At 56.8% G+C, this 23,626-nt stretch carries 12 protein-coding genes; 10 read left to right on the top strand and 2 right to left on the bottom strand.

Annotated elements, in window-relative coordinates; translation table 11 throughout:
* The first annotated feature begins 165 nt into the window (after positions 1-165).
* The gene (locus KQI65_04730; protein MCB2204032.1) at positions 166-1,587 is read left to right on the top strand and encodes an IgA Peptidase M64; all 1,422 of its coding nucleotides are present in this window, start codon (positions 166-168) and stop codon (positions 1,585-1,587) included.
* A 295-nt stretch (positions 1,588-1,882) separates the two neighbouring features.
* On the opposite strand, the gene KQI65_04725 is transcribed toward KQI65_04730, so the two are convergent.
* A complete protein-coding gene (locus tag KQI65_04725; GenBank protein MCB2204031.1) occupies positions 1,883-3,562 on the bottom strand; it encodes a peptidase in 1,680 nt (559 codons plus the stop codon).
* Positions 3,563-3,837: 275 nt separating this feature from the next.
* On the opposite strand from KQI65_04725, the gene KQI65_04720 reads away from it, so the two are divergent.
* From KQI65_04720 to KQI65_04700, 5 genes are all read left to right on the top strand, one after another.
* Positions 3,838-7,431 carry a multifunctional oxoglutarate decarboxylase/oxoglutarate dehydrogenase thiamine pyrophosphate-binding subunit/dihydrolipoyllysine-residue succinyltransferase subunit gene (locus KQI65_04720; GenBank protein ID MCB2204030.1) on the top strand — a complete coding sequence of 1,198 codons (3,594 nt, stop codon included), beginning with the start codon at positions 3,838-3,840 and terminating at the stop codon, positions 7,429-7,431.
* 148 nt (positions 7,432-7,579) lie between these two features.
* Positions 7,580-9,409, top strand: a complete 1,830-nt coding sequence (gene typA / locus KQI65_04715; GenBank protein MCB2204029.1) for a translational GTPase TypA — start codon at positions 7,580-7,582, stop codon at positions 9,407-9,409.
* A 109-nt stretch (positions 9,410-9,518) separates the two neighbouring features.
* The gene (locus KQI65_04710; GenBank protein MCB2204028.1) at positions 9,519-11,834 is read left to right on the top strand and encodes an extracellular solute-binding protein; all 2,316 of its coding nucleotides are present in this window, start codon (positions 9,519-9,521) and stop codon (positions 11,832-11,834) included.
* Position 11,835: 1 nt separating this feature from the next.
* Positions 11,836-12,672 (top strand): sugar ABC transporter permease, encoded by an 837-nt coding sequence (locus KQI65_04705; GenBank protein ID MCB2204027.1) that lies wholly within the window; start codon positions 11,836-11,838, stop codon positions 12,670-12,672.
* Positions 12,673-12,690: 18 nt separating this feature from the next.
* A complete protein-coding gene (locus KQI65_04700; GenBank protein MCB2204026.1) occupies positions 12,691-13,977 on the top strand; it encodes an MFS transporter in 1,287 nt (428 codons plus the stop codon).
* Positions 13,978-14,322: 345 nt separating this feature from the next.
* Here KQI65_04700 and KQI65_04695 read toward each other — a convergent pair whose 3' ends face one another.
* Positions 14,323-15,588 (bottom strand): MFS transporter, encoded by a 1,266-nt coding sequence (locus KQI65_04695; protein MCB2204025.1) that lies wholly within the window; start codon positions 15,586-15,588, stop codon positions 14,323-14,325.
* Between the two features lie 117 nt (positions 15,589-15,705).
* On the opposite strand from KQI65_04695, the gene KQI65_04690 reads away from it, so the two are divergent.
* From KQI65_04690 to KQI65_04675, 4 genes are all read left to right on the top strand, one after another.
* Positions 15,706-15,930 (top strand): hypothetical protein, encoded by a 225-nt coding sequence (locus KQI65_04690; protein ID MCB2204024.1) that lies wholly within the window; start codon positions 15,706-15,708, stop codon positions 15,928-15,930.
* Entirely contained in the window at positions 15,923-17,047 is a 1,125-nt protein-coding gene (gene ugpC / locus KQI65_04685) for a sn-glycerol-3-phosphate ABC transporter ATP-binding protein UgpC (protein ID MCB2204023.1), read from the top strand. Before KQI65_04690 ends, ugpC begins: the two co-directional genes overlap by 8 nt.
* A 146-nt stretch (positions 17,048-17,193) precedes the next feature.
* A complete protein-coding gene (locus tag KQI65_04680) occupies positions 17,194-20,448 on the top strand; it encodes a C10 family peptidase (GenBank protein MCB2204022.1) in 3,255 nt (1,084 codons plus the stop codon).
* Between the two features lie 126 nt (positions 20,449-20,574).
* On the top strand, positions 20,575-23,571 hold the full coding sequence (locus tag KQI65_04675; GenBank protein ID MCB2204021.1) for a hypothetical protein: 2,997 nt from the start codon (positions 20,575-20,577) through the stop codon (positions 23,569-23,571).
* Positions 23,572-23,626 lie beyond the last annotated feature (55 nt).

Below are 23,626 nucleotides of genomic sequence, written 5' to 3'. Positions count from 1 at the left end.
ACCGATTTCTCCCGGATACTGCCTCCTCCTGCCCCCTGCAGTGTGCAGTGCTGTCTCAAAAAGGCGACAGATGGCCGGGACCGTGACCGCAGAGTGAAGGACAACTTCCCCGGTATTTTGTATATTTTTCGTCTCGAACATGTCTGTCATCAACAGGTACTTTTCATGCGCTTCCGTTATATCCTCCTCCTTCTCGTCCTTCCCCTGCTCACGGCGCAGGCGCAGGTCGATTTCAACCGCTTTTTCTATGACAAGACCATGCGTGTCGACTACCATCACGTCGGCACCAAGGGCGAAGAACGCATTACGCTCGACCGTGTGCGGCAGGAAGGTCCCTGGCCGGGCAGCATGGTGAATCTTGTGGACACGCTGAACCTCGGACAGTACCTCGTGCGGGTCTACGATGTCAAAAGCGGAATGTTGCTGTACTCCCGTGGCTACTCCACGGTGTTCAACGAGTGGCAGACCACGGGCGAGGCGGGACGCGGTGTGTGGAAGACCTTTCATGAATCCGTGCGCTTCCCCTTCCCCCGCCGCACCGTGCAGGTGACCATCAGCAGAAGGGACAAGTACCTGGTCTTCCAGGAGAAATTCTCGACGGTCATCGATCCGGCCGATCCCACCGTCGTCGCGGCCGAATCGCAGTATCCCCCGTATGAGGTCATCGATCTGATGGACAATGGGGACATCCACAAGAAAGTCGATATCCTCATACTCGGCGACGGCTATGCGAAGGCGGATATGGAGAAATTCAGGAAGGATGCAAAGCATTTCAACGATGTGATGTTCGGGACGAGTCCTTTCAAGGAAAGAAAATCGGATTTCAACGTCCGTGCCGTCGCTGCCATCTCGCCGGAAAGCGGTATTGACATTCCCGATCGCAACGTATGGAAGAACACAGCACTTGGCACCATGTACAACACTTTCGGCTCAGCCCGCTACGTGCTGACCGAGGCCAACCGCGAATTGCGCGACATCGCCGCTGCTGCGCCGTACGACTTCATCTGCATCCTCATCAACGACAACCGCTACGGTGGCGGCGGTATCTATCAGCTGTACACCACCACTTATGCCAACGAAACGCATGAGGGAATGGAATGGCAGCACGATTACGTGTATGTGCATGAGTTCGGTCACTCGTTCGGCGGACTCGGTGACGAATACTACAGCTCCTCCACCGGCTATGACGAGTTCTACCCCGAGGGCGTCGAACCCTGGGAGCCCAATGTCACCCGCCTCATGCATGCGCCGGACGTAAAATGGCGCGCGTATGTAACGCCCGGCATCGACATTCCAACGGAATGGGGAAAGCAGGAATACGATAACTTGCGCGCCAAACTCGGAACGCTCGACCGCCTGGCCGACGATTACTACGAGAAGCGCAAGCCCATCTTCGATCGCATGAGCGAAATCACCGCCAATCCCGAACTCCTGGGCAAAGTCGGCGCCTTCGAAGGAGCCGGCTACATTTCCGAAGGCATGTATCGTCCTTCTCTCGACTGCCGCATGTTCTCCCTCTCCCTCACCGACTTCTGTCCCGTCTGCCGCGCCGCCATCGAGCGCCAGATCGACTTTTACGCACACTAATAGCTCGCTTTCAGCGTACTTATAAAGTTTTAGGGCATGTTAAAATTTGTTTTTAACATGCCCTAAATCATATTTACCGCTTACACTTAGCGATGGGAACGCCCGTCTTCGTCCTCGCTCCGCTCGGACTACGCCGCGGCAGGCCGGATTTACGCTGATTCTACTGATTTTCGCGGAGACTGTGAGAAATCCGGAGCTGCAGACTACCGTGATAGTCAATTTTGACCCTCAGACCCTAGACTTCCTCCGTGAAAATCCGTGATACCCGTGAAAATCTGTGTTCCCGTTGATATTACTACATCTGGCTCACATAGCTGGTGTTGAGATCACGCGGGATGTCTTTGAGTTTTTCGATGTTGGCGTCGATTTCGGGCGTCATTTTGCCGTAGTGCTCGAGGAGCTTGCCGGCGGCTTCGTAGTCACCTTCGATTTCAATGGTGAGCACTTCGCGGGCGAGTCCTTCAGCGGCGGTCATGAAGATACCGAAGTCGATGCTGTAGGTACCGTCTTCGTTCTGCGAGATGGCGTTCGCTTCACGCAGCCAGTTGAGCTGCACGAGGTTGGCCTGTCCGTGTGCTTCCTCGGCGCCGAAGCGCAGCGAGCGGAAGAGTCCGGCCACATAGGTGACGATGGTTTTCTTGAGCTGGACATCACTGACCACGCCCTCTTCGTGCAGAAGCTTGTTGTTGTAGAGTCCGAGAATGTCGGCCTTGCACTCTTCGATGGAAGAATAGCGTTCCTTCATGGCGCGGCGCACGCTGAGCTCATCGTTGCCGTACACGTAGCCGCGTCCCAGTGTATGGGACACTTCGTGCAGCGTCACGAAGCTGGTGAAGGCCTTGCGGTCGACATATTCCTGCAGTGCGGGAGAAAGGATGCGTCCCGCGATAGGCAGCACGATCTGGTCGAACTTGGCTTCCATCATGTTCTTGTACATCTGCTTTTTCCCGCCCTTTTCCTGCGTGACGCGGGGGTCGTTCGGCAGCGAGGCAGCGATGGTTTTGACGCCGGCCTGGAAATCGCCACCGAAGTACACGATGTTGACGACTTCGAGCACGTTGCCTGAGCCGGCAGTTTCACGGCGGTATTCTTCCTTGATGGGCAGTGTGTGCTCAAACGCGTCGATGTGCCGGGTGAACATCTGCAATTCGGCAGTGCCCTCGGGATCCTTGACCATCACGGCGCATTCGTGCGCGGTCTTGTAGTTGAAGAGTCCGTCTTCATAATTCTCGATGGGACCAATAACGACATCGATATCATTGTCCTTGAGATCCATCCAGGCCTTGTCGCTCTCGTAGTAGTCGTCCGTCGCCAGGGCGATGGCGCGCAGTTCGAGATACTTCTTGAGGGAAGGATTGTCCGCCAGCGCGGCCGCTTCCTCAAGCTTTGTGACGATATCACCGGTCTCAGTGTAGTAGTGGAAGAACGGCACCGCTTTCAGATTTTCGCCGTCGCGCACGACTACGGTGTACTGACTTTCCAGTGCGTCTTTCTGATCCGGATGCGCCTTGATGTAGGCTTCGAATTCCTCCTGTGTGAGGTCCGGCGGATAATACCCCGCTCCTGCCGGTTTTGTCAGGGGACCATTCCCCACGAAGCGTTCGCCTTCAAAAATGCGGTCGTAGGGACCGTAGTTGATGTTGACGTACGCGAGATAATCTTTCGCTTTTTCATCGCTGGATGCGGCGAGGGAATCGCGGATCGCGACGGCATCAAACGAAGACTGCTGCCAGAACACCTGATCAACGAGTTTGCCGGCTTCCACGAGCTTTGCAATCAGCGCACGCTGGCGCTCGGTGAGCTGCGAAAGATCGACCGCGATATCGGTGTCGGCATACATCGCCCGCCTTTCCTTCACCTCTTCGTATGTCGGTATGTCACCCATCTGCTCTCCTTTCTTTTCCTCCTGCTGCCCACATCCCACGAGAAGGACAGTGGCTGTGATAAGTAGTGTCAGTGATGAAATCTTACGCATGACGTCCTCTTGTTCGTTGCATGGGAATCATAAAATGTAGCATGAAGCACGGAAGCGGACAACTCTTTCTTTTCACCCTCAGTGAAAACGCATACCATGAAAACCAAAACACGGCAAAAGGTGTTTCCTATTATTCCGGGACGACTGCTTTCCGTCCCGCTATCGCGCTTTTGCTGTTTACCGCGCTTTTTCGGAATTTTACTGTTCTTGCGTCATTTCAACTACGCACCACACAATGGAAGCAATACTGTTTCTCCTTATAGATTACTGGAACCATGTCCGATAACAGCATAGACCAATCGCTCGTCTACGGTCCCAACACCTGGCTGATCGACGAAATGTACCGGCAGTTCAAGGAAGATCCCTCCTCCGTCAGCGAGCACTGGCGGGAGTTCTTCACTGACTACCATCCCACCAGCGTCCCCATGCAGCAGCCGAAAGCGGCGGAGCAGGCAACGACGCCTGCGGCAGCGCCTGCAAAGGAAGAGGCACAGGAGCCCGCGCTTCCGCCCGGTGCGGAGAAGCTGCGCGGACCCGCAGAAATCATCGTCACCAACATGGAGAAAAGCCTCGACGTCCCCACCGCGACGTCCTCGCGCGTCATCCCCGTCAAGGTGCTGGAAGAAAATCGGCGTCTGATCAACCGCTATCTCGAAGACACGGTCAGCGGCAAAGTGAGCTTCACCCATCTCATCGCCTGGGCCCTGCTCAAAGCGATCAAAGCCATGCCCGCGATGATGCACAGCTACGTCCATCACGAAGGCGAGCATTACCGCATCACGCCCGAGCATTTGAATCTCGGACTCGCTATCGACGTGCAGAAAAAGGATGGAAGCCGTGGACTGCTGGTGCCGAATATCAAGAAGGCGGAACAGTACGACTTCGGTGGTTTTTTCGCCGCATACAATGATATGCTGCGCCGCGTCAACAGCGGGAACATCACGCCGGATGATTTCCAGGGAACGACGGCTACAATCACCAATCCCGGCATGATCGGCACTGTATTTTCCATTCCCCGGCTGATGCAGGGACAAAGCGTCATCCTCGGAATCGGCAACATCGCGTATCCCCCGGAATACCAGGACGCCGATCCGCGTACGCTGGCGACGCTGGGTATCAGCAAAACGATGACGGTAACCAGCACGTACGATCACCGCGTCATCCAGGGCGCCGAGAGCGGTCTCTTCCTCGATACGCTGCATAAGCTGCTGACAGGGTCGGACGGCTTCTACGAGGAGATTTTCGAGAACCTCAAGATTCCCTATCCCCATATCAAGCTCACGCGGGATATCAACCCGCAGTTCGATGGTCCTGGTGGCTCTCACGGACTCGTTGAAAAACAGGCACGGGTGCTGCAGCTGATCAACATGTACCGCGTGCGGGGACACCTGCAGGCCTACCTCAATCCCCTGCAGACGGAAGTTGAATTGCACAGCGAACTCGATCCCGAACAGTATGACGTTTCACTGTGGGATTATGATCGTGAATTTCTCACGCTCGGACTCGCGGGACGCGAACGCATGAAGCTGCGCGACATCCTGGAAATTCTTCGCGAAACCTATTGCCGCACGATCGGCGTGGAGTACATGCACATCCAGGATCCCACGCAGAAACGATGGATTCAGGAACGCATGGAAGGGAAAAGCCGCAGCACATGGATGGACAATGCGCGCAAGCATCGCATCCTCGGTATGCTCAATGTCGCCGAAGCTTTCGAGCGCTTCCTTCACACGAAGTACATCGGACACAAACGCTTCAGCCTGGAAGGTTCCGAAACGCTGATCCCCGTGCTCGATGCCCTGCTCAATGAAGCCGTGAATCACGGGATAGAGGATGTTGTCATGGGTATGGCGCACAGGGGACGACTGAACGTGCTCGCCAATATCCTCGGCAAGAGCTATGAAAAGATCTTCACGGAATTCGAGGGCGATCTCGATCCCGACTCGATGCAGGGTTCGGGTGATGTGAAGTATCACCTCGGCGCCAGTGGGAAATACAACAGTCCCGACGGCAAGCAGCTTAAAGTCACACTCGCCTCCAATCCCTCGCATCTCGAAGCGGTGGATCCGGTGGTGGAAGGCATCACGCGCGCACTGCAGGACATCAAGGATGATGCCGACCGCAATCTCGTCATGCCTGTGCTCGTGCACGGCGACGCGGCGTTTGCCGGTCAGGGTGTCGTGGCCGAGACGCTGAACTTCAGCATGCTGAAAGGCTACCGCACAGGTGGTACGATTCACATTGTCGTGAACAACGGCATCGGCTTTACCACCTCGCCGCAGGATGCGCGCTCGAGCCAGTATGCGACGGACGTTGCAAAAATGGTGCAGGCGCCGATTTTCCATGTCAACGGTGAGGATCCCGAGGCAGCTGTGCGCGTTATCGAACTGGCCTTCGCATTCCGCGCCGCCTTCAAGAAAGATGTTGTGGTGGATCTGATTTCCTATCGCAAGCACGGACACAACGAGGGCGACGATCCCAGTTACACGCAGCCGCTGATGTACTCCAAGATCAAGGAGAAACGTTCGGTGCGGAAGCTCTACACCGAAGCGCTCGTCAATCGCGGCGATATCACCATCAAGGATGCTGAGGATGCACTGGAGTATTTCCACCAGTCCATCGAACGCGCCTTCGACAGCACGAAGGAAGCGGGTCCCCCGGAAGTGGACATGGACCATGTGTTCCGCGAAATCGAAGAAACCGTCGGCAAGCGCGTCGACACGGGCGTCGAACGCGGCGTGCTCGACGAAATCATGCGCGCGCTGACGACCTTCCCCGACAGTTTTACTCCGCATCCCAAGCTCAAGCGTTTGATTGAAGGAAGAATCGGGGTGCTCGATGGCGGGATGGTGGACTGGGCGACGGGCGAAGCCCTGGCCTTCGGTTCGCTGCTGCTGGAAAATATCTCCGTACGTCTTTCGGGTCAGGACAGCAGGCGCGGCACCTTCAGTCATCGCCACTCCGTTCTCGTTGATTACGAAACCGGCAAGGAATACATACCGCTCAACAACATTCGCGAATCGCAGAAGCAATACACACCGTACGATTCCCTGCTCTCGGAATACGCCGTGCTCGGATTCGAATACGGCTACAGCGTCTCACGTCCCGATTCTCTCGTGATCTGGGAAGCGCAGTTCGGGGACTTCGTCAACGGTGCACAGATCATCATTGACCAGTTCATCGCAGCTGCGGAGGACAAGTGGGGTCAGCAGAACGGACTCGTCATGCTGCTGCCGCATGGGTATGAAGGACAGGGTCCCGAACACTCGAGTGCGCGTCTTGAGCGCTTTTTGACGCTGTGCGCGGAGAACAACCTGCGTATTACCGCACCGTCGACGACCGCGCAGTATTTCCACCTGCTCCGCCGCCAGGCGTTGCTGAAGGACCGCAAGCCGCTCGTCGTCCTCACCCCGAAGAGCATGCTGCGTGCACCGGTGGCCAAGAGTCCTGCCGAGGAATTCGAGAACGGACGCTTCAACTTCATTCTCGACGACCCGACAGCACCCGCGGATCCACATCGCATCCTGCTCTGCACGGGCAAGGTCTATTACGATCTCGCGAAATACCGCGATGAGAATGAAATCGAAGACACCGCCATCGTACGTCTCGAGCAGCTCTATCCCTTCCCGCACGAGGATCTCGAGGAGATCTTCAAGAAATACCCGCACGCACGCGACATCCGCTGGGTGCAGGAAGAACCGCGCAACATGGGATCATGGAATTTCGTCTATGCCGAGCTCGGCGACGCTCTGCAGACGCCCTATCACTTCCGCTTCGTGGGACGCGTCAACAGCGGATCCCCCGCAGCCGGCAGCGGCACCCTCCACGACATCGAACAGAAAAAACTCGTGAAGGAAGCATTCAGTTAATATTAAGAGGAACGCAGATTTTCGCTGATGAAACGCAGATTTTCGCAGGTATAAACTGAAAAAAATACGCCTGCGATAATCTGCGACAACTCTGTGATAATCTGCGTTCCTCTTCACTCCAAAAATGTCAGCAAATAAAGGACTCATTATGCACAATTCCACTATTCGCAATATTGCTATTATCGCGCATGTGGATCATGGCAAGACCACGCTGGTGGATCATATGTTCCGGCAGAGCGGGTTGTTTCGCGAAAATCAGGATGTGGAAGATCGCGTGATGGACAGTATGGATCTCGAGCGCGAGCGCGGGATCACCATCTCGGCGAAGAACTGCTCGGTGCACTGGAAAGACGCAAAGATCAATATACTCGATACACCTGGTCACGCCGATTTCGGCGGCGAGGTTGAACGTGCGCTGGTCATGGTCGATGGCGCCATCCTTCTGGTGGACAGCTCCGAGGGTCCCCTGCCCCAGACGCGTTTCGTTCTCAAGAAGGCACTGGAAGCGCGCAAGCGCATTATCGTGGTCGTCAACAAGATCGATCGCAAGGATGCACGTCCCGACGAGGTGCTGCAGGAGGTTTACGATCTCTTCATTGAACTCGACGCATCGGACGAACAAATTGATTTCCCCGTGCTTTATGCAGTGGGAAAAGAAGGACGCGCCTCGCGCAGTCTCGACGATCCGGGCACAAACCTCACACCGCTGTTCGAGACCATCATGGAAGTCATTCCGGGTCCTGACTACGACGCGGATGCCCCGTTCCAGATGCTGGTATCCGATCTCGATTATTCCGATTACGTCGGCCGGCTGGCTATCGGCCGCGTGTTCAACGGCAGCACCCGGCAGAACGACGCACTCGTGTGTATCGGTCCCGACGGACAGGCGCGTCCCCTGCGCATTTCCAAGATTCAGACCTACGACGGCATCGGCATCAGTGAAACCGAGGAAGTGTCCGCTGGCGACATCGCCATACTTGCAGGCATCGAGGACGTACACATTGGCGACACCATCTGTACCGCTGACCGTCCCGTTGCCCTTCCACGCCTGACGGTCGACGAACCGACGATTTCCATGCTCTTCGCCATCAATTCCTCTCCCTTCTCCGGCAAGGAAGGAAAGTTCGTGCAATCGGGAAAACTGCGCGAACGCCTGATAAGGGAAACGCTCTCGAATGTCGCACTGCAGGTGGAGGACGGTGACACGGCGGACTCTTTCATCGTCAAGGGACGCGGGGAGTTCCAGATGGCCATCCTCGTCGAGACCATGCGCCGCGAAGGCTATGAGATGAGTGTGGGGCGTCCCCACGTGATTTACCACGAGGAAAACGGCAAGCTGCTCGAACCCATCGAGCACCTGATCATTAACTGCGAAGAAACTTTCACCGGCATTGTGACCGAAAAGCTGTCGCAGCGCAAAGGACGCATGATGAATCTCGTGAATCACGGGAATGGACGCGTACGCATCGAGTTTTCCATTCCCTCCCGTGGACTCATCGGCTATCGCAGTGAATTCCTCACTGATACGAAAGGCACGGGGATCATGAGCTCGTATCTGGATGGATACGAACCGTACCGCGGCGATTTTCCCACGCGTATGAGCGGCTCGATAGTGGCTGATCGCGCGGGTGATGCCACGGGCTATGCGCTTTACAATCTCGAGCCGCGCGGTACAATTTTCATCGAACCGACCACGCCGGTGTATGAAGGAATGATTGTCGGCGAACACAACCGTGAAGGCGATATCGATGTGAACGCGTGCAAGCCCAAGAAGCTCACCAATATGCGCTCGTCTACGAAAGAGGATGCCATTTCCCTCACTCCCGTCGTTCCCATGACGCTGGAACATGCCATCGAATTCATCCGTGATGACGAAATGGTGGAAGTGACGCCGAAGAACATCCGGCTGCGCAAATCCACACTCTCCTCACTCGACCGGCATCGTCAGCGTGGGGATAAAATTGTGGCCGACAGCTGATCGCAGCAATGCGAAAGTTCCATGGAAGGCAGCGGCGAAAACCGCTGCCTTTCTTGTCTTTTGGCCCGGTTTGGACTAGATTTTTGTGTTTTCAAACCGGCACAATTTCATGCGCAATTTTTCCCTCTTCTTCATAGTTCTTGCGTTCTGCGTGCAACCCGCGCGGGCCCAGGTGGAGATACACCTGTGGGACCAGATGCGTCCCGACGCCCGTCGCGTCCTTGCCGCACGCATCGCGGAATTCGAACAGCTGCATCCCGGCATCCGTGTGCTCGAGCTGTTCAAGGAAACCGAGGAACTGCGCTCTTCCTTCCAGGCTGCAGCGGCGTTTACCGGAGGGGGACCCGAACTGGTATATGGTCCGAGCGACTATGTCGGCGCCTTCGAATCGATGCACATCATTCGTCCCCTCAACGACCTCTTCCCCGAGAGCTTCCTGGCAGGCTTCGATCAGAAAGCCCTCACACGCTACAACGGAAAACTCTACCAGCTTGGCGATGAGATCGGCAATCATCTCGCGCTGGGTTGGAACCGCAAACTCTTCGCTGAGGCGGGGCTTGATCGCGCTCCCCGGACGCTGGACGAACTCATCGAGTACGGACGACGGCTGACCGTGGATACTGATGGAGATGGTGTGATCGATCAGTATGGACTCGTGTGGAATTACACCGAGCCGTTTTTCTTCATGCCGTTCTATACCTCCTTCGGTGGCTGGGTGCTCGATGAAAACGAGCAACCGACACTCGACAATCCCGCCGCCGTAAAGGCATTTGAATTCGTCCGCGATCTTCGCGACCGCTATCGCATCATTCCCCGCGAGAGCGATTATGAGATCGCGGAAAGCATGTTCCTCGAGGGACGCGCGGCGATGATCATCAATGGTCCATGGTCCTGGGGACGCTACGTCGACCAGCTCGGTAACGACTTCGCGCTGGCCCTGCTGCCGGTAAATACGGAGACCGGACTGCGCTGCGCTCCGCTGGTCACCACGAAGGGCTATTTTCTCAACGCCTCACTCGAAGGTGAAAAGCTCGAAGCGGTCCGCACCTTCCTGCGTTTCATGCTATCGAAAGAGACGCAGGTGCAGTTCTCGCACGAACTCAAGACCATACCTTCCCTGCTCGCGGCGCAGGCGGACCCTTCGGTCACGGGTGATCCCTTCATTCGCGTCTCCGTCGAAATGGTGCGCGTGGGCAAAGCCTCACCGCTCATCCCCGAGATGCGCGCGGTATGGGATGCCATGCGTCCCCCGTATCAGAACGTCCTCGGCGGCAACATCACCGCACCTGCAGCCGCGAAGGAAATGCAGCGGCTTGCGCTGCAGAAAATCCGCGAGATGAATGAAGGCGCCGACGAGCATCCTTCCGCCCTGCCGCAATTTCTTTTCAACGTCACGGTCGTACTGCTCGTCCTGCTCGCCCTCTTCCTGCTCATCCGCAACGGCGTGCTTCCCCTGCTGCGCAATCCTGGCAGCACGGCGACCACGGATGCGCGCTTCGGACTGCTGATGATACTGCCCGCCGCCGTACTGATGTTCGGTGTCGTGGTGTATCCGTTCTTCTACAACCTCGTTATTTCCCTCTCCAACATGAGCATGCGTACGGTCAATGACTGGAGCATTGTTGGCTTCGAGCAATACGGACGCGTGTTCGGCATCGATCGCTTTGTTGCAACACTCAACGGCGAGGGTGGCAGCACTTCCGCCGCTGCCGGCGCGATGTTCGATGCGGAGTTTTACGGCGTGTTCATCAAGACGCTAATCTGGACTTTCGTCAACGTCTTCTTTCACGTCGTGATCGGCGTATTCCTCGCCGTGCTTCTCAACCGCCGGCTCCCGGGAAAATCCCTGTTCCGCATATTGCTCATCCTCCCCTGGGCCGTACCGCAGTACATCACCGCACTCACCTGGCGCGGCATGTTCAACACCGACAGTGGTGCCATCAATGCACTGCTCGGAGCGGTATTCGGAACGGCGCCGCTGCCCTGGCTGACGGATGAGACGCTGGCCTTCGCTGCGGCTATCATCACGAATATCTGGCTGGGCTTCCCCTTCATGATGGTGATCGCGCTTGGAGCAATGCAGTCCATTCCCCGCGAGCTGTACGAAGCTGCCGAAATTGACGGTGCCTCGCCGTGGAAGCAGTTCTGGAATGTCACGGTGCCCCTGCTCAAACCCGTGATGATTCCGGCAATTACGCTGGGCATCGTGTGGACATTCAACAACATCAACATTGTGTGGCTGGTGACGAATGGCGGACAACCGGCGGACTCCACGCACATCCTTGTCAGCTACGTGTACCGCGCGGCGTTCAATCTCTATCGCTACGGATACGCTGCCGCATTCAGTTTCGTGATATTCCTGCTGCTTGCGGGATGGAGCCTGCTGTTCATGCGTCGCACTTCGGCAACGGAAACGGTGTATTGATATGCAGAAAAAAGATTCTCCCCTCTTCCTGGCCTTTGTCTACATCGTGGTGATTTTCTTCGTCGCCATCGCTGTCTTCCCCATTCTTCAGGTGCTGAGTATCAGCCTGCGTCCTGAATCCACCTTGTTGAGCAGCAGCCTGGCCATCATACCCGACAACGCGACATTGGATAATTACATCGAACTGCTGACGGAACGGCCGTTCCTGACCTGGGTGTGGAACAGCTTTTTCGTCACCGTGGTGGTTGTGCTCACCGGTGTCACACTTGCGTCGACGGCGGGATATGCGTTCTCGCGATTTCGCTTTCCGGGCCGACGGGCGGGAATGCTGAGCCTGCTTATCACGCAGATGTTTCCCGCGACCATGCTGCTGCTGCCGCTGTATATCATGATGGCGAAGCTGCAGCTGATCAACAGTTTTGTGGGACTCATCATCATTTACTCTTCCACCGCACTCCCATTTTGCGTCTGGCAGATGAAAGGGTATTACGACACCATACCCTTCAGCCTGGAAGAAGCAGCGCGTATTGACGGACTCGGACGCTTTGGTTCGTTCTACCGCGTGGTACTGCCGCTGGCGGCGCCGGCGCTGGTGATTACGGCGCTCTTTTCCTTCATGGCTGCGTGGACCGAATACGTCGTCGCGGCACAGGTACTGTATTACGAAGACATGTTCACACTGCCGATCGGACTCAAGATGTTTCAGTCCAACATGAGCACGGAATGGGGACTGTACTCCGCCGGCGCATTGCTCGTCAGCATTCCCGCCGTGCTGCTGTTTCTGTTTCTCAGCCGATGGCTGGTGAGCGGACTCACACTCGGCAGCGTCAAGGGTTAATCACTTCGCGAGGAGCGCATGCTCGACATTCAGAAACGGCTCAGCAATTCCTTCTACGCCCTGCTCAGTCTCCCTGCGACGGCAATGGGCTTCGCGCTTTCGATACAGATTGCAGCGCTGAGCTGGATACTGAGTACGCAATACGGACTCGACATTCATGAGATCGGTATTGTCTGGGCAGCGGGTCCCCTCGCCGGCATCTTCGGTCAGGTAATTATCGGACTCATCAGCGACAGGGTCTGGTTCTGGGGCGGTCGCCGGAGGCCGTTCATCCTCATTGGCGGTGTTCTTGCTGCGCTCATGCTCATCGCACTGCCGAACATCCATCACATCAGTTCGGCACTCGGTTTCGACGGCATACTCGGCGTGGCCATCACCGTCGCGCTCACGCTTGATCTCGCCATCAACATCAGTTTCAATCCCACCCGCTCGATCATTGCCGACGTCACTCCCGACGGCAATCCCCGCACCCGCGGATACACCTGGATGCAGACCATCTCCGGATTCTTTGGCGTCGCCGCATACGCCGTCGGTGCAACACTCGGTAACTACGTGCTGATATACGCCGGAGCTGTTGTCGTGCTGCTGTTCTCCATCCTTCCCCCACTGTTTATTGAGGAAGAAGAAACGCAGGAAGTCGAAGACGAGTCGAGTGATGAAACTGCAGCGACTGGTCCGCAGTCCACCAACTGGGGACAGCTGCTGCGTATCTACTTTGCACACGCGTTTTCCTGGCTGGGCATACAGACCATGTTTGTGTACATCATCGCCTACATCCAGCAGAAACTCGCGCCGGGGACGGATTTCGAAACAGGCCAGATCATCAGCATCTCCTTCCTCATCCTCAACACCGTAGGCTTCGTGCTTCCCGTTCTCGTACTCGAGCCCCTCGCAGAACGCATGGGACGCGTCCGCGTGCACATGATTGCCGTCGCCATTATGGCAGTCGGCTACCTGGGCATTGTGCTCATCGGCAAGACCGTACTCGCCCTCTACGTACTTATGGCCGTTGCCGGTGTGGGCTGGGCTGCCGTTGTCAGCCTGCCCTTCGCCATCATGTCCGAGAACGTCCGCCGCGAGCGCATGGGCTTCTTCATGGGCATTTTCAACCTCTCCGTCGTCCTCCCTCAGCTCGTCGTTTCCCTCGGCCTCGGCATCGTCATCAAAAACGCCGCAGACAAGAACATCATCTTCATCATCGCCGCCATCTCGCTCGCCATCTCCGCAGTACTGTGGCTATTCGTCGCCGATAAGCGGCCTGCCGCGCATGATGCAGAGCCCGCCAGCGATGGAAAGATGGAATGATTGAAAGATGGAAATATCGCCGCGCACGGTCATATTTCCATCTTTCCATTTTTCAATCTTTCCATGCTGAATCTGCAATCAGGGATTGCTTCCGCAATGGCAACACGCCCCCGGGAACACGGCAGGGGAAGCAATCCCTGCTCCAGCAAGATTTGCTATCTGCAATCTGCAATCTGCAATTTGCAATCTGAAATCTGCAATCAGGGATTGCTTCCGCAATGGCAACACGCCCCCGGGAACACGGCAGGGGAAGCAATCCCTGCTCCAGCAAGATTTGCTATCTGCAATCTGCAATCTGCAATTTGCAATCTGAAATCTGCAATTTGCAATCTGCAATCTGTCTTGCTATCGGGGCTCGGGATCGTGGACGAAGATGACGAGGAGGGCGGCGAGCATCATGGAGAGTCCACCCGTGAGGAGAGCGTAAATGGCTTCACCGGCGAAGAGGTGCTTGACCATGAAGCCGAGGATGGAGGCGGCGACGATCTGGGGAAGAACGATGAAGAAATTGAAGATGCCCATGTACACGCCCATTTTTTCCGGCGGCAGTGAACCGGCGAGTATGGCGTATGGCATTGATAGAATGGAAGCCCACGCGAGTCCGATAGCGAGTTCGGAGACGAGGAGCAGCATGGGATCGGTGACGATGTAGAAGGAGGCGAGTCCCACTCCCCCGACCAGCAGACACACGGCATGAATCGTCTTCCGGCTCATGTGTTTTCCCAGCCAGATGATAACGAATGCCATGATCGCGGCGAAGCCGTTGTAGACGGCCATGAGTACACCTACCCAGTCGGCCCCTTCATTATAGAGCAGCGAGGTGGTGTCGCTCGTGCCGTACACATGCTGTGTCACTGCGGCGGTGGTGTAAATCCACATGGCGAAAAGTGCGAACCAGCTGAAGAACTGTACGACGGCGAGCTGCAGCATGGTACGTGGCATGCCGGTGATGGACAGCGCGATCTCGCGCACGGCTGTCCACACTCCCCTGCTTTCACCGCGCTGCCTTTCAAATGCTTCGATGTCCGCAGGCGGATACTCCTTTGTTCTGAATACCGTCCATCCCACGGCGAGGATAAATGCCGCCGCCCCGGTATAAAAAGCGAAGCGCACGGAATCGGGGATTTCCCCCGCACCGGCGGTATTGCTGATGCCCAGCCAGTTGGTGAACACCCACGGCAGGGCCGACGCGATGATGGCGCCGGTGCCGATAAAGAAGCTTTGCACGGCAAATCCCGTGGTACGCTGCTCGGAGGGAAGCAGATCAGCCACCAGCGCACGGAAGGGCTCCATTGAAATATTGATGGAAGCGTCCATCACCCACAGCATACCAGCCGCCACCCAGAGTAACGGCGCATTGGGCATGAAGATTAGCGCGATGGAAGCCAGGATGGCCCCGGTGAGAAAGTACGGTCTTCTCCGTCCGAGTTTCCCCCAGGTCCGATCACTCATGTATCCGATGATGGGCTGTACGAGGAGTCCCGTCGCCGGTGCGGCAATCCACAATATCGGAATGTCGTCGACGCTTGCGCCGAGCGTTTCGAAGATGCGACTGACGTTTGCATTCTGCAGAGCAAAACCGAACTGAATGCCCAGAAAACCGAAACTCATATTCCAGATCTGCCAGAACGAAAGCCGGGGTTTTTCCTGTACGTGCATCGGTAACTGTTTCAAATGGGAAGAACGGGCAGTAAATTACCCTATTTCCACCGGAAAAGCACATCCGCCATGAATGATCGCATGCTCTTCTTCCTCCTCTATCTCGCGACTCCGGTCACGCTGCTGTTCGGATTGCTGGTCATGTACCTGCTGATCGGGGATCATGAATGGTTCGGCTACATGGCAGGCGGCTATACCGTCCTTCTGGCCGTGCTGTACGTGGTGAAGATCTCCATCTTCAAGAAAATGATGCGTGGGAAATCAGCTACCCGGCCGGAGAACGAAAATGGCTGAGGTGCGATTACGCGCGGTACAGAAAGTCTACGGGAAAAATCCCCCGACCATTCCGGATCTCGATCTGGACATACCTGACGGGGAATTCATGGTGCTGGTGGGTCCTTCTGGCTGCGGAAAGTCCACCACGCTGCGCATGGTCGCCGGACTCGAGGACGCAACCGACGGGGACATCTACATCGGTGACCGGCGTGTGAACGACGTTGCACCGAAGGATCGCGATATCGCCATGGTCTTCCAGAATTACGCGCTGTATCCGCATATGAATGTGCGGGAGAATATGGCGTTCGGACTCAAACTACGGAAGTTTGCACGCAGCGAAATCAATGCACGTGTGGAGGAAGCCGCGGAACTTCTGGAAATAACCTCCCTGCTTGAGCGCAAACCGAAGGAGTTGTCTGGGGGACAGCGGCAGCGTGTGGCACTGGGACGCGCCATTGTGCGCAAGCCTACCGTCTTCCTGTTTGATGAACCTCTGTCAAACCTCGATGCCAAACTGCGTGTCCAAATGCGGACCGAGATCAAGAAGCTGCATCAGCGGCTCAAGACGACGATGATTTACGTGACGCACGACCAGGTGGAAGCCATGACCATGGGCGACCGCATCACCGTCATGAAGGAAGGCGTCATTCACCAGATCGACACTCCCGTGACGTTGTATCGTAAACCTGCCGATACTTTCGTGGCCGGTTTTATCGGGAGTCCAGGCATGAACTTCATTACCATGTCCGTTTCCAAAACCACTCCACTGCTGCTTGAAGAAGGCAGTTTCAGTTTCCCCTTCCCGATGGAGGAAGACACACGTGGTGATCGCATCGCCGAGGCGCGTGAAGCGCTGGAGAGCTGCCGTGGAAAGCAAATCGTACTCGGTATTCGTCCTGAACACATGCACACGTCGCCGGAGGAGTGTGCGTTTCCCGTCAAGCTTACTCTGCAGCATGAAGTATCCGAAATGCTCGGCAGCGAAATGTATCTCTACCTGCAAAGTGCGCAGCACCGCGTCGTCGTCCGCTCGACACAACTGCAGCAACATGAACTCGGCGCAGACGTGTCGGTGTACCTCGATCTCGCTCAGGCCCATTATTTTGACAGCGCAAACGGACTCCGACTTGCCTGACCGAATCTTACACCAAAATTACAACTTCATTAAAACGCGATACATGGCTTGTCCTGTCCACCATGGGCAAGTAGATTGGTCAGCAAGGAATACCGCAGTCTCCGTATTCGCCTGATCCCGACTGTATCACATCTCCCCATCCCGACATGAAACGACTTCTCCTCGTCAGTCTCCTTTCCCTCCTTGTTCTTTCCCCCATGTTCGCTGCACCGGTTGATCGCGAAACTGCGGAAACCGCTGCGGTGCACTTCATGCTGCGCCACAACGACGGCACCGCGGTCGACTACCGCGTAGACGATGTGCACTTATACATGCATGAAGGATTCACAGCCTGTTACATCGTTAATCTCCAGCCTGCGGGCGTGGTAATCGTCAGCGGTGACGATCTCGCCGTTCCTGTCCTCATGTACAGCGGCAATGGCCACTATGACGGCAGCGCTCTGCCTCCCGCCCTGGAAAACATGCTCATCACCGTAGCGAAGGATTTGCGTGCGGCTATCGAAGCACAGCTCGAGCAACCTGCAAAGACCGCCGAGCTGTGGGAAGATCTGCTCGAGGACGATACGCAGCGCTCGGCGTATTTCGGAGGCGGCAACAGCATCATGTCCGTTTCCCCGATGCTGTCAACGACATGGAATCAGACCTTTCCTTACAATAAGGATTGTCCCACCACCGCCACGGGCGGCAGCGGGGGACATGTGTACACGGGCTGCGTCGCAACAGCGATGGCGCAGGTCATGAAATTCTGGAATTTCCCGACAACAGGTGTGGGATCACACAGCTACACGCATGCGACGTATGGACTGCAGTCCGCCAACTTCGGCAACACCACCTATGCCTGGTCTTCGATGCCGAACAGCGTCAGCGGATCGAGCAGCACCACCGCGAAGAATGCAATCGGTACGCTGATGTATCATTGCGGCGTGAGCGTGGAAATGGACTACGGTCCTTCTGGCTCCGCTTCCTCGATATTCTATTCCTACCAGGTCATGCCGGTGTTCTTCCGCTACAAGAGCAGCATCTCGTATCGCAGCCGCAGCAACTATTCGAATTCCAGCTGGCTTGGCATGCTCACGGCAGAGCTCAATGGCGGACGTCCCGTGCTCTACCGCGGATCGCAGCTCAACGGATCGGGCGGACACGCATTTGTGGTCGACGGCTTTACCGGCAGTGATTATTTCCACATGAATTTCGGCTGGGGCGGATATCTCGACGGATATTTCTATCTCGACAACATCACGCCCGGTTCCAATTCCTTCAACTATCACCAGGCCATGGTGATCGGCATCGAACCCGACGCGAGTCCCCCTCCTTCGCCCGTTTCCCCCACAAACCTGAGCAGCAATCTCTGCACTTCTCCCACATTCACATGGTCGGCCGCAAGCGGCGCCAACAGCTATCGCCTGCAGGTTGCGACGGATCAGAACTTCAACAGTACCGTCTATGACAACGCCTCGCTCACGGGTACGAGCGCACAGGTTTCGGGACTCTCTCCAGCCACGACGTATTACTGGCGTATGAACGCCACGGGATCGTCAGGTACCTCAGTGTGGACCAGCACATGGAATTTCACAACGGTCAATGCGTCGATCAGCGCTTCGGGCCCCACCAGCTTCTGTGATGGTGGCAGTGTGCAGCTGAGCACCACGACGGTGAGCGGAGCGGCGTATATGTGGACGCTGGACGGCGTTCCCGTGCAGGGCGCGAATCTGCCGGTGCTCACGGCGATGCAGGATGGCGACTACCGTGTGCAGATTTCCATCGGCGGTTGCAACACGCTTTCCGCTCCGCAGACGGTGAACGTCTATCCCATGCCCACCGCGGAAATCCTGCCCCTGCAGAATACCGCCATCTGCGCAGGCGGCAGCATGCTGCTGTTCGCCCAGCAGGGCACGGGCTACAGCTATCAGTGGAGCAAGGATGGACAGGATATCCCCGGCGCGACGACATCTTCATTCGCGGCTACCGAATCCGGTACCTACGCCGTCACGACGAGCGCGAACGGCTGCAGCAGCAGTTCGACCTCCATCGCCATCACCGTGTATCCTATCGATCCGGTGGACCTGGTATGGACGGGAGCGGTGGATGACGACTGGCAGACCTCAGGAAACTGGGACAATCCCTGTGCCATTCCAACCGCCGGCGACAATGTCACCATCCCCGCCAGCTGCACGCCGCCGGCTTCAATTCCCGCAAGCACGCTGCAGAACCTAACGATTGAAAACGCAGCAGGCGTCGATCTCAGCGGAAACCTGCTCATTGCGGGTACACTGACGCTGACGGACGGCAGCATCACTCTCGGTGACAATGACCTCACCATCGGCGTGAGCGGTGAAATCGTCGGTGGCTCGGCAGGAAGCAATATCATTACCGATGGAACCGGCGTGCTGCGCCAGCTGGATATCGGCAGTACAGGACGCTTCCGCCAGATACTCTATCCCGTCGCAAATGCCGCGGGAGACTACATCCCCTGTTATATCCTGAATACCGCGTCGCTCAACGACTTCGCCGTACGCGTGACGGATGAAGTGCTCGACGGTGGCGTTCTGGGTAGTCCCCTGACGCAGGGTGTGGTGCAGTCGACCTGGCTCATCACCGGCGGCAGCGGTTCGACGAACTGCAACCTTTCCTTCGCCTGGCCATCCACCGCCGAAGCCAGCGGCTTCGACCGCAGCAGCTGTTTCATTTCCACCAACGACAACGGACAAAACTGGAACGCCCTGCATACACCGACTACGGCGCAAGGTGGTGATCCCTACACTATGGGAATCAACGGTGTACAGTCACTCTCCGCGCTCGGTACACCTTTCGCCATTGGCAGCACGCCCGTGCTGTATCCGGTCGAGTTGCTCTCCTTCAATGCGGATGTGCATGACGGGACGGTGCTGCTGCACTGGGCAACGGCGTCTGAAACGAACAATCATGGCTTCATGATCGAGCGCTCCAAGGGCAATGAATGGCAGACGCTCGGCTTCGTGCCCAGTCGTTCGCTGGATGGTGAAGGACGAAAGTACTCGTGGACGGACACACAGGCCGGAAGCGGCATGCTGCGCTATCGTCTCCGTCAGATAGACCTCGATGGCAGCGCGAACTACTCTCCCGTGATTACGGTGCAGTCCGCCCGTACACTGCCGACAACACTTTCCCCCGTCGCACCTCAGCCCGCGCGCAGCGGTGATGTACTTCGTATTCAGCTGCAGAGCGGCAGCGATGCACATTACCGTCTTGTGCTCTTCGATCTGCTCGGTCGTCCCGTCGCCACTGTGCTCGACGACAATCTCAACGCAGGTGCCGTGCGACAGCTGAGTATCAACACCACGGCAATGCATCCCGGAACATACTTCCTGCAGCTGCAGGGTGGCGGCACAACGCTGCTGCGCCGCATCAGCCTGACACGCTGACGCAACGCGCTTCGCGCTTCCCGCGCAAGCGCGATGGAAGAATCGAACGATGGAATAATGGAAACATGCTGTTCCGGCGGCATGTTTCCATTTTTCTATGTTTCAATCTTTCCATATTCTGCGCACATGAAATTCCTTCGCCATTTCCTCGCATTCGCCGTTCTCCTTACCACTGCCGGAGCACTGACCGCACAGACTTCAGCGCAGCGCAGTGTGGTGGATATACCACAGTACCGCATCGCGCCAGGGAAGGATGCCCGGCTGTTCGCCTATACAAACCGTATGAGTGCGTTTTACTGCGGCGTGCTGAATGGTCCGCCCAGCAGCGGGTTTCATGGCATCACGCAGGCGAAACGGAAAATCTTCGAGAACTACTGGATCAGGCTCGGAGACAGTCTCCTCGATCCCTCGACAGCAGATATAGAAATCACTCCCGCAGGTTTTGTGCGGAGATATCCGCTGCACAATACCGAGGAGCATGTATCCTTCGCTGATTCCCTCACCCTGCTGGCCGTGGCGGTGAAAACCGATTATCGCGGAGATGTGACGGTGTACCCTGGTTGGTCAGCGGATTGGAATCAGGCCGTTGAAGCCGTCAGCGCCGGTATGTATGGCCTGCGCGACAGTGTGCTTGCCACTGCGGCATTTGTGCAGGGCATGCAGGGCAGCTGGGAGGTGGTCCGTTCGCGCGAGGTTGCCGCACTGCGCAATCCCGCCCCCATGTACTTGAATGCATGTTATATGGGACGCTGCACAGGCGTGTGGCATTTCACGGTCGAGTTCGCTCCAGCCGCGACCATGCTCAAGCCACGCACACCGCCTGAACTGTTCAATATCATGAAGCGCAAGGAAGTCGCCATTTCCGATTACCTCGCCTCGCTGGGATTCACCTGCAGCGATTCAGCAACGATGGAAGCCTTTGCGTGGATCGCCGCTTCCATGCGGGCGCTGGTCATGCAGCAGCATGGACGGGGGATTTATGCCGGACTCCCCTGGTTCGACGATTACTGGGGACGCGATACCTTCATTGCGCTTCCGGGCGCGCTGCTGGTGACGGGACGATTCGAGGAAGCCCGCGAGGTGCTCGCTTCTTTCTACGAGCGCATGGACAGCGACAGCAGCAGTGCCACCTATGGCCGCATCCCCAACCGCGTGCAGCCGGGCGATGTGATTTACAATACCGTCGACGGGACGCCACGACTCGTCATACAGACGATGGAGTATGTACGTGTCAGCAACGACACCGCTTTCCTTCGCCGGGTCTACCCTGATATCCGTCGCACCGTGAAAGGCGCTCTGCGGCATACCGACAGCCACGGCTTCCTTACGCATGCCGATGCGGAAACATGGATGGATGCCGTGGGTCCCGAAGGACCCTGGTCTCCCCGCGGGAATCGTGCGATCGATATCCAGGCGCTCTGGCATGGACAGCTGCTTGCCGCAGCCGAGGCTGCCGATGTTCTCGGACTGCCGGGAGATGCTGCAATGTACCGTGAGCGCGCCGATGCGCTGAAGGTAGCATTCCAGGAATATTTCTTCGACCAGTCGCGGCACAAACTGCTGTCACCCGAGGATCAGCGCCAGCCCATGTTTTTCGGAGGAAATATTCATGATCATCTGAACGTTTCAGGTGAAGCGGACAACAGTCTGCGTCCGAATGTCCTGTTTACCCTGACCGAAGGCGCGTTGCTCGATGGAATGGATGATAGCAGGAAGCAGCAAATATTTGGCGAACTGCTTTCCCGCCTCACGTATCCCTGGGGTGTCGCCTCACTGGATCAGCACGATGAAAACTTCCATCCCTACCATGAAGCGGCGCGGTTCTATCCAAAGGATGCCGCCTATCATAACGGCACGGTGTGGACCTGGCTGAGCGGTGCTGCCATCGATGTGCTCACCCGCTACGGGGCCGCGGACTCCGCCTGGGTGCTGACACGTTCACTGCAACACTACGCCATGGAGAGTGGCGCTATCGGCACCATCCCGGAGAACACGGATGCGCTTCCACGTGCTGGGAATGCGTGGCCCCGCTGGTCGGGAACATTTTCCCAGGCGTGGAGCGACGCAGAGTATCTGCGCAGTATGTATCGTGATTATCTCGGACTCCGACCCCGTTATTCTTCCACTGGCTGTGAACTGATACTTGATCCTCACCTGCCTTCGGCGCTGACTGATATTGGAGCCACAACCAGGTTCGGGGACAACCGGGTTCGCGTTCGCTACGTACGAGAGCCCGATGCTTCCATTACCGCAACACTCAGTCACATCGACGGAAATGATATTATCAGCCTCCACGTCGACAATCCGTCCCCTGCCCTCCTCAAACCAGGCGAATCCCTGTCACTGCAGTTCCATGAAAACGCAGGAGCGAGCGGCGAGATCTTCAGGTCAGAATTTCATTTCGCCAGTCCCCGCGATACCGAGGGCATTGCCACACTGCAGCCGCCGCCCTGGCCCCGCATTCCCCCGGCCGTCGCGACCGCACGCGGCGACAAGGTACAGCTTCTGTGTAAAACCGTAGATCCTCCCGGTGACGACACCGGCATGAACCAGCAGTATCGCTATCCCCTCAGCAGCGTCTTTCGCCCTGGAAGTTTCGATTTGCGGGATTTTTCTGTCACCGCTGATGCAGACAATGTCTACTTCACCATCCGCATGCAGGCGCTTTCACAGCCTGGCTGGCACCCGGAATACGGTTTCCAGCTGACCATGCTTGCCATCGCGATCGATCAATCACATGACAGCAGCGTGCAATCGATGCAGATTGGTCATAATTCAGGCTACTTCTTGAAAAATGGCGGATACGACAGGCTCATACTCGTGGGCGGAGGCGTTCGCATGCTGGATGCGAAGGGAAAAATCATCACCGAGTTCGTGCCGGAAACCACGGCGGATGCCTTCGGTGATGCTGCGACGGGCGTCATCCATTTCGCCATTCCACGGGTTTACCTGGGAGGTGCCTTCGATCACTGGCGATATACGGTGGTCGCTGGAGCGCAGGATGATCATGGCGGTGCAGGCATCGGAGAATTTCGTGACGTCGGCCCCGACGCGACGGAATGGTCCGGTGGTGGCGCCACGCAGGAGGGTGTCAACTGGTACGACGACCTGCATTGCCCCTGATCCGGCATACCCGCATCGACACAGCATACCCGCATCGACACAACATACCCGCATC

Source organism: bacterium (genome assembly GCA_020444325.1).
Taxonomy (GTDB): Bacteria; Bacteroidota; Ignavibacteria; order SZUA-365; family SZUA-365; genus BM516.
This window is presented reverse-complemented; position numbering and strand designations above follow the sequence as displayed.

Bases quoted from the DNA above. Each gene is read 5' to 3' on its own strand.
- KQI65_04730 (MCB2204032.1), top strand. From the start codon at position 166: ATGCGCTTCCGTTATATCCTCCTCCTTCTCGTCCTTCCCCTGCTCACG.
- KQI65_04725 (MCB2204031.1), bottom strand. From the start codon at position 3,562: ATGCGTAAGATTTCATCACTGACACTACTTATCACAGCCACTGTCCTT.
- KQI65_04720 (MCB2204030.1), top strand. From the start codon at position 3,838: ATGTCCGATAACAGCATAGACCAATCGCTCGTCTACGGTCCCAACACC.
- typA (MCB2204029.1), top strand. From the start codon at position 7,580: ATGCACAATTCCACTATTCGCAATATTGCTATTATCGCGCATGTGGAT.
- KQI65_04710 (MCB2204028.1), top strand. From the start codon at position 9,519: ATGCGCAATTTTTCCCTCTTCTTCATAGTTCTTGCGTTCTGCGTGCAA.
- KQI65_04705 (MCB2204027.1), top strand. From the start codon at position 11,836: ATGCAGAAAAAAGATTCTCCCCTCTTCCTGGCCTTTGTCTACATCGTG.
- KQI65_04700 (MCB2204026.1), top strand. From the start codon at position 12,691: ATGCTCGACATTCAGAAACGGCTCAGCAATTCCTTCTACGCCCTGCTC.
- KQI65_04695 (MCB2204025.1), bottom strand. From the start codon at position 15,588: ATGAGTTTCGGTTTTCTGGGCATTCAGTTCGGTTTTGCTCTGCAGAAT.
- KQI65_04690 (MCB2204024.1), top strand. From the start codon at position 15,706: ATGAATGATCGCATGCTCTTCTTCCTCCTCTATCTCGCGACTCCGGTC.
- ugpC (MCB2204023.1), top strand. From the start codon at position 15,923: ATGGCTGAGGTGCGATTACGCGCGGTACAGAAAGTCTACGGGAAAAAT.
- KQI65_04680 (MCB2204022.1), top strand. From the start codon at position 17,194: ATGAAACGACTTCTCCTCGTCAGTCTCCTTTCCCTCCTTGTTCTTTCC.
- KQI65_04675 (MCB2204021.1), top strand. From the start codon at position 20,575: ATGAAATTCCTTCGCCATTTCCTCGCATTCGCCGTTCTCCTTACCACT.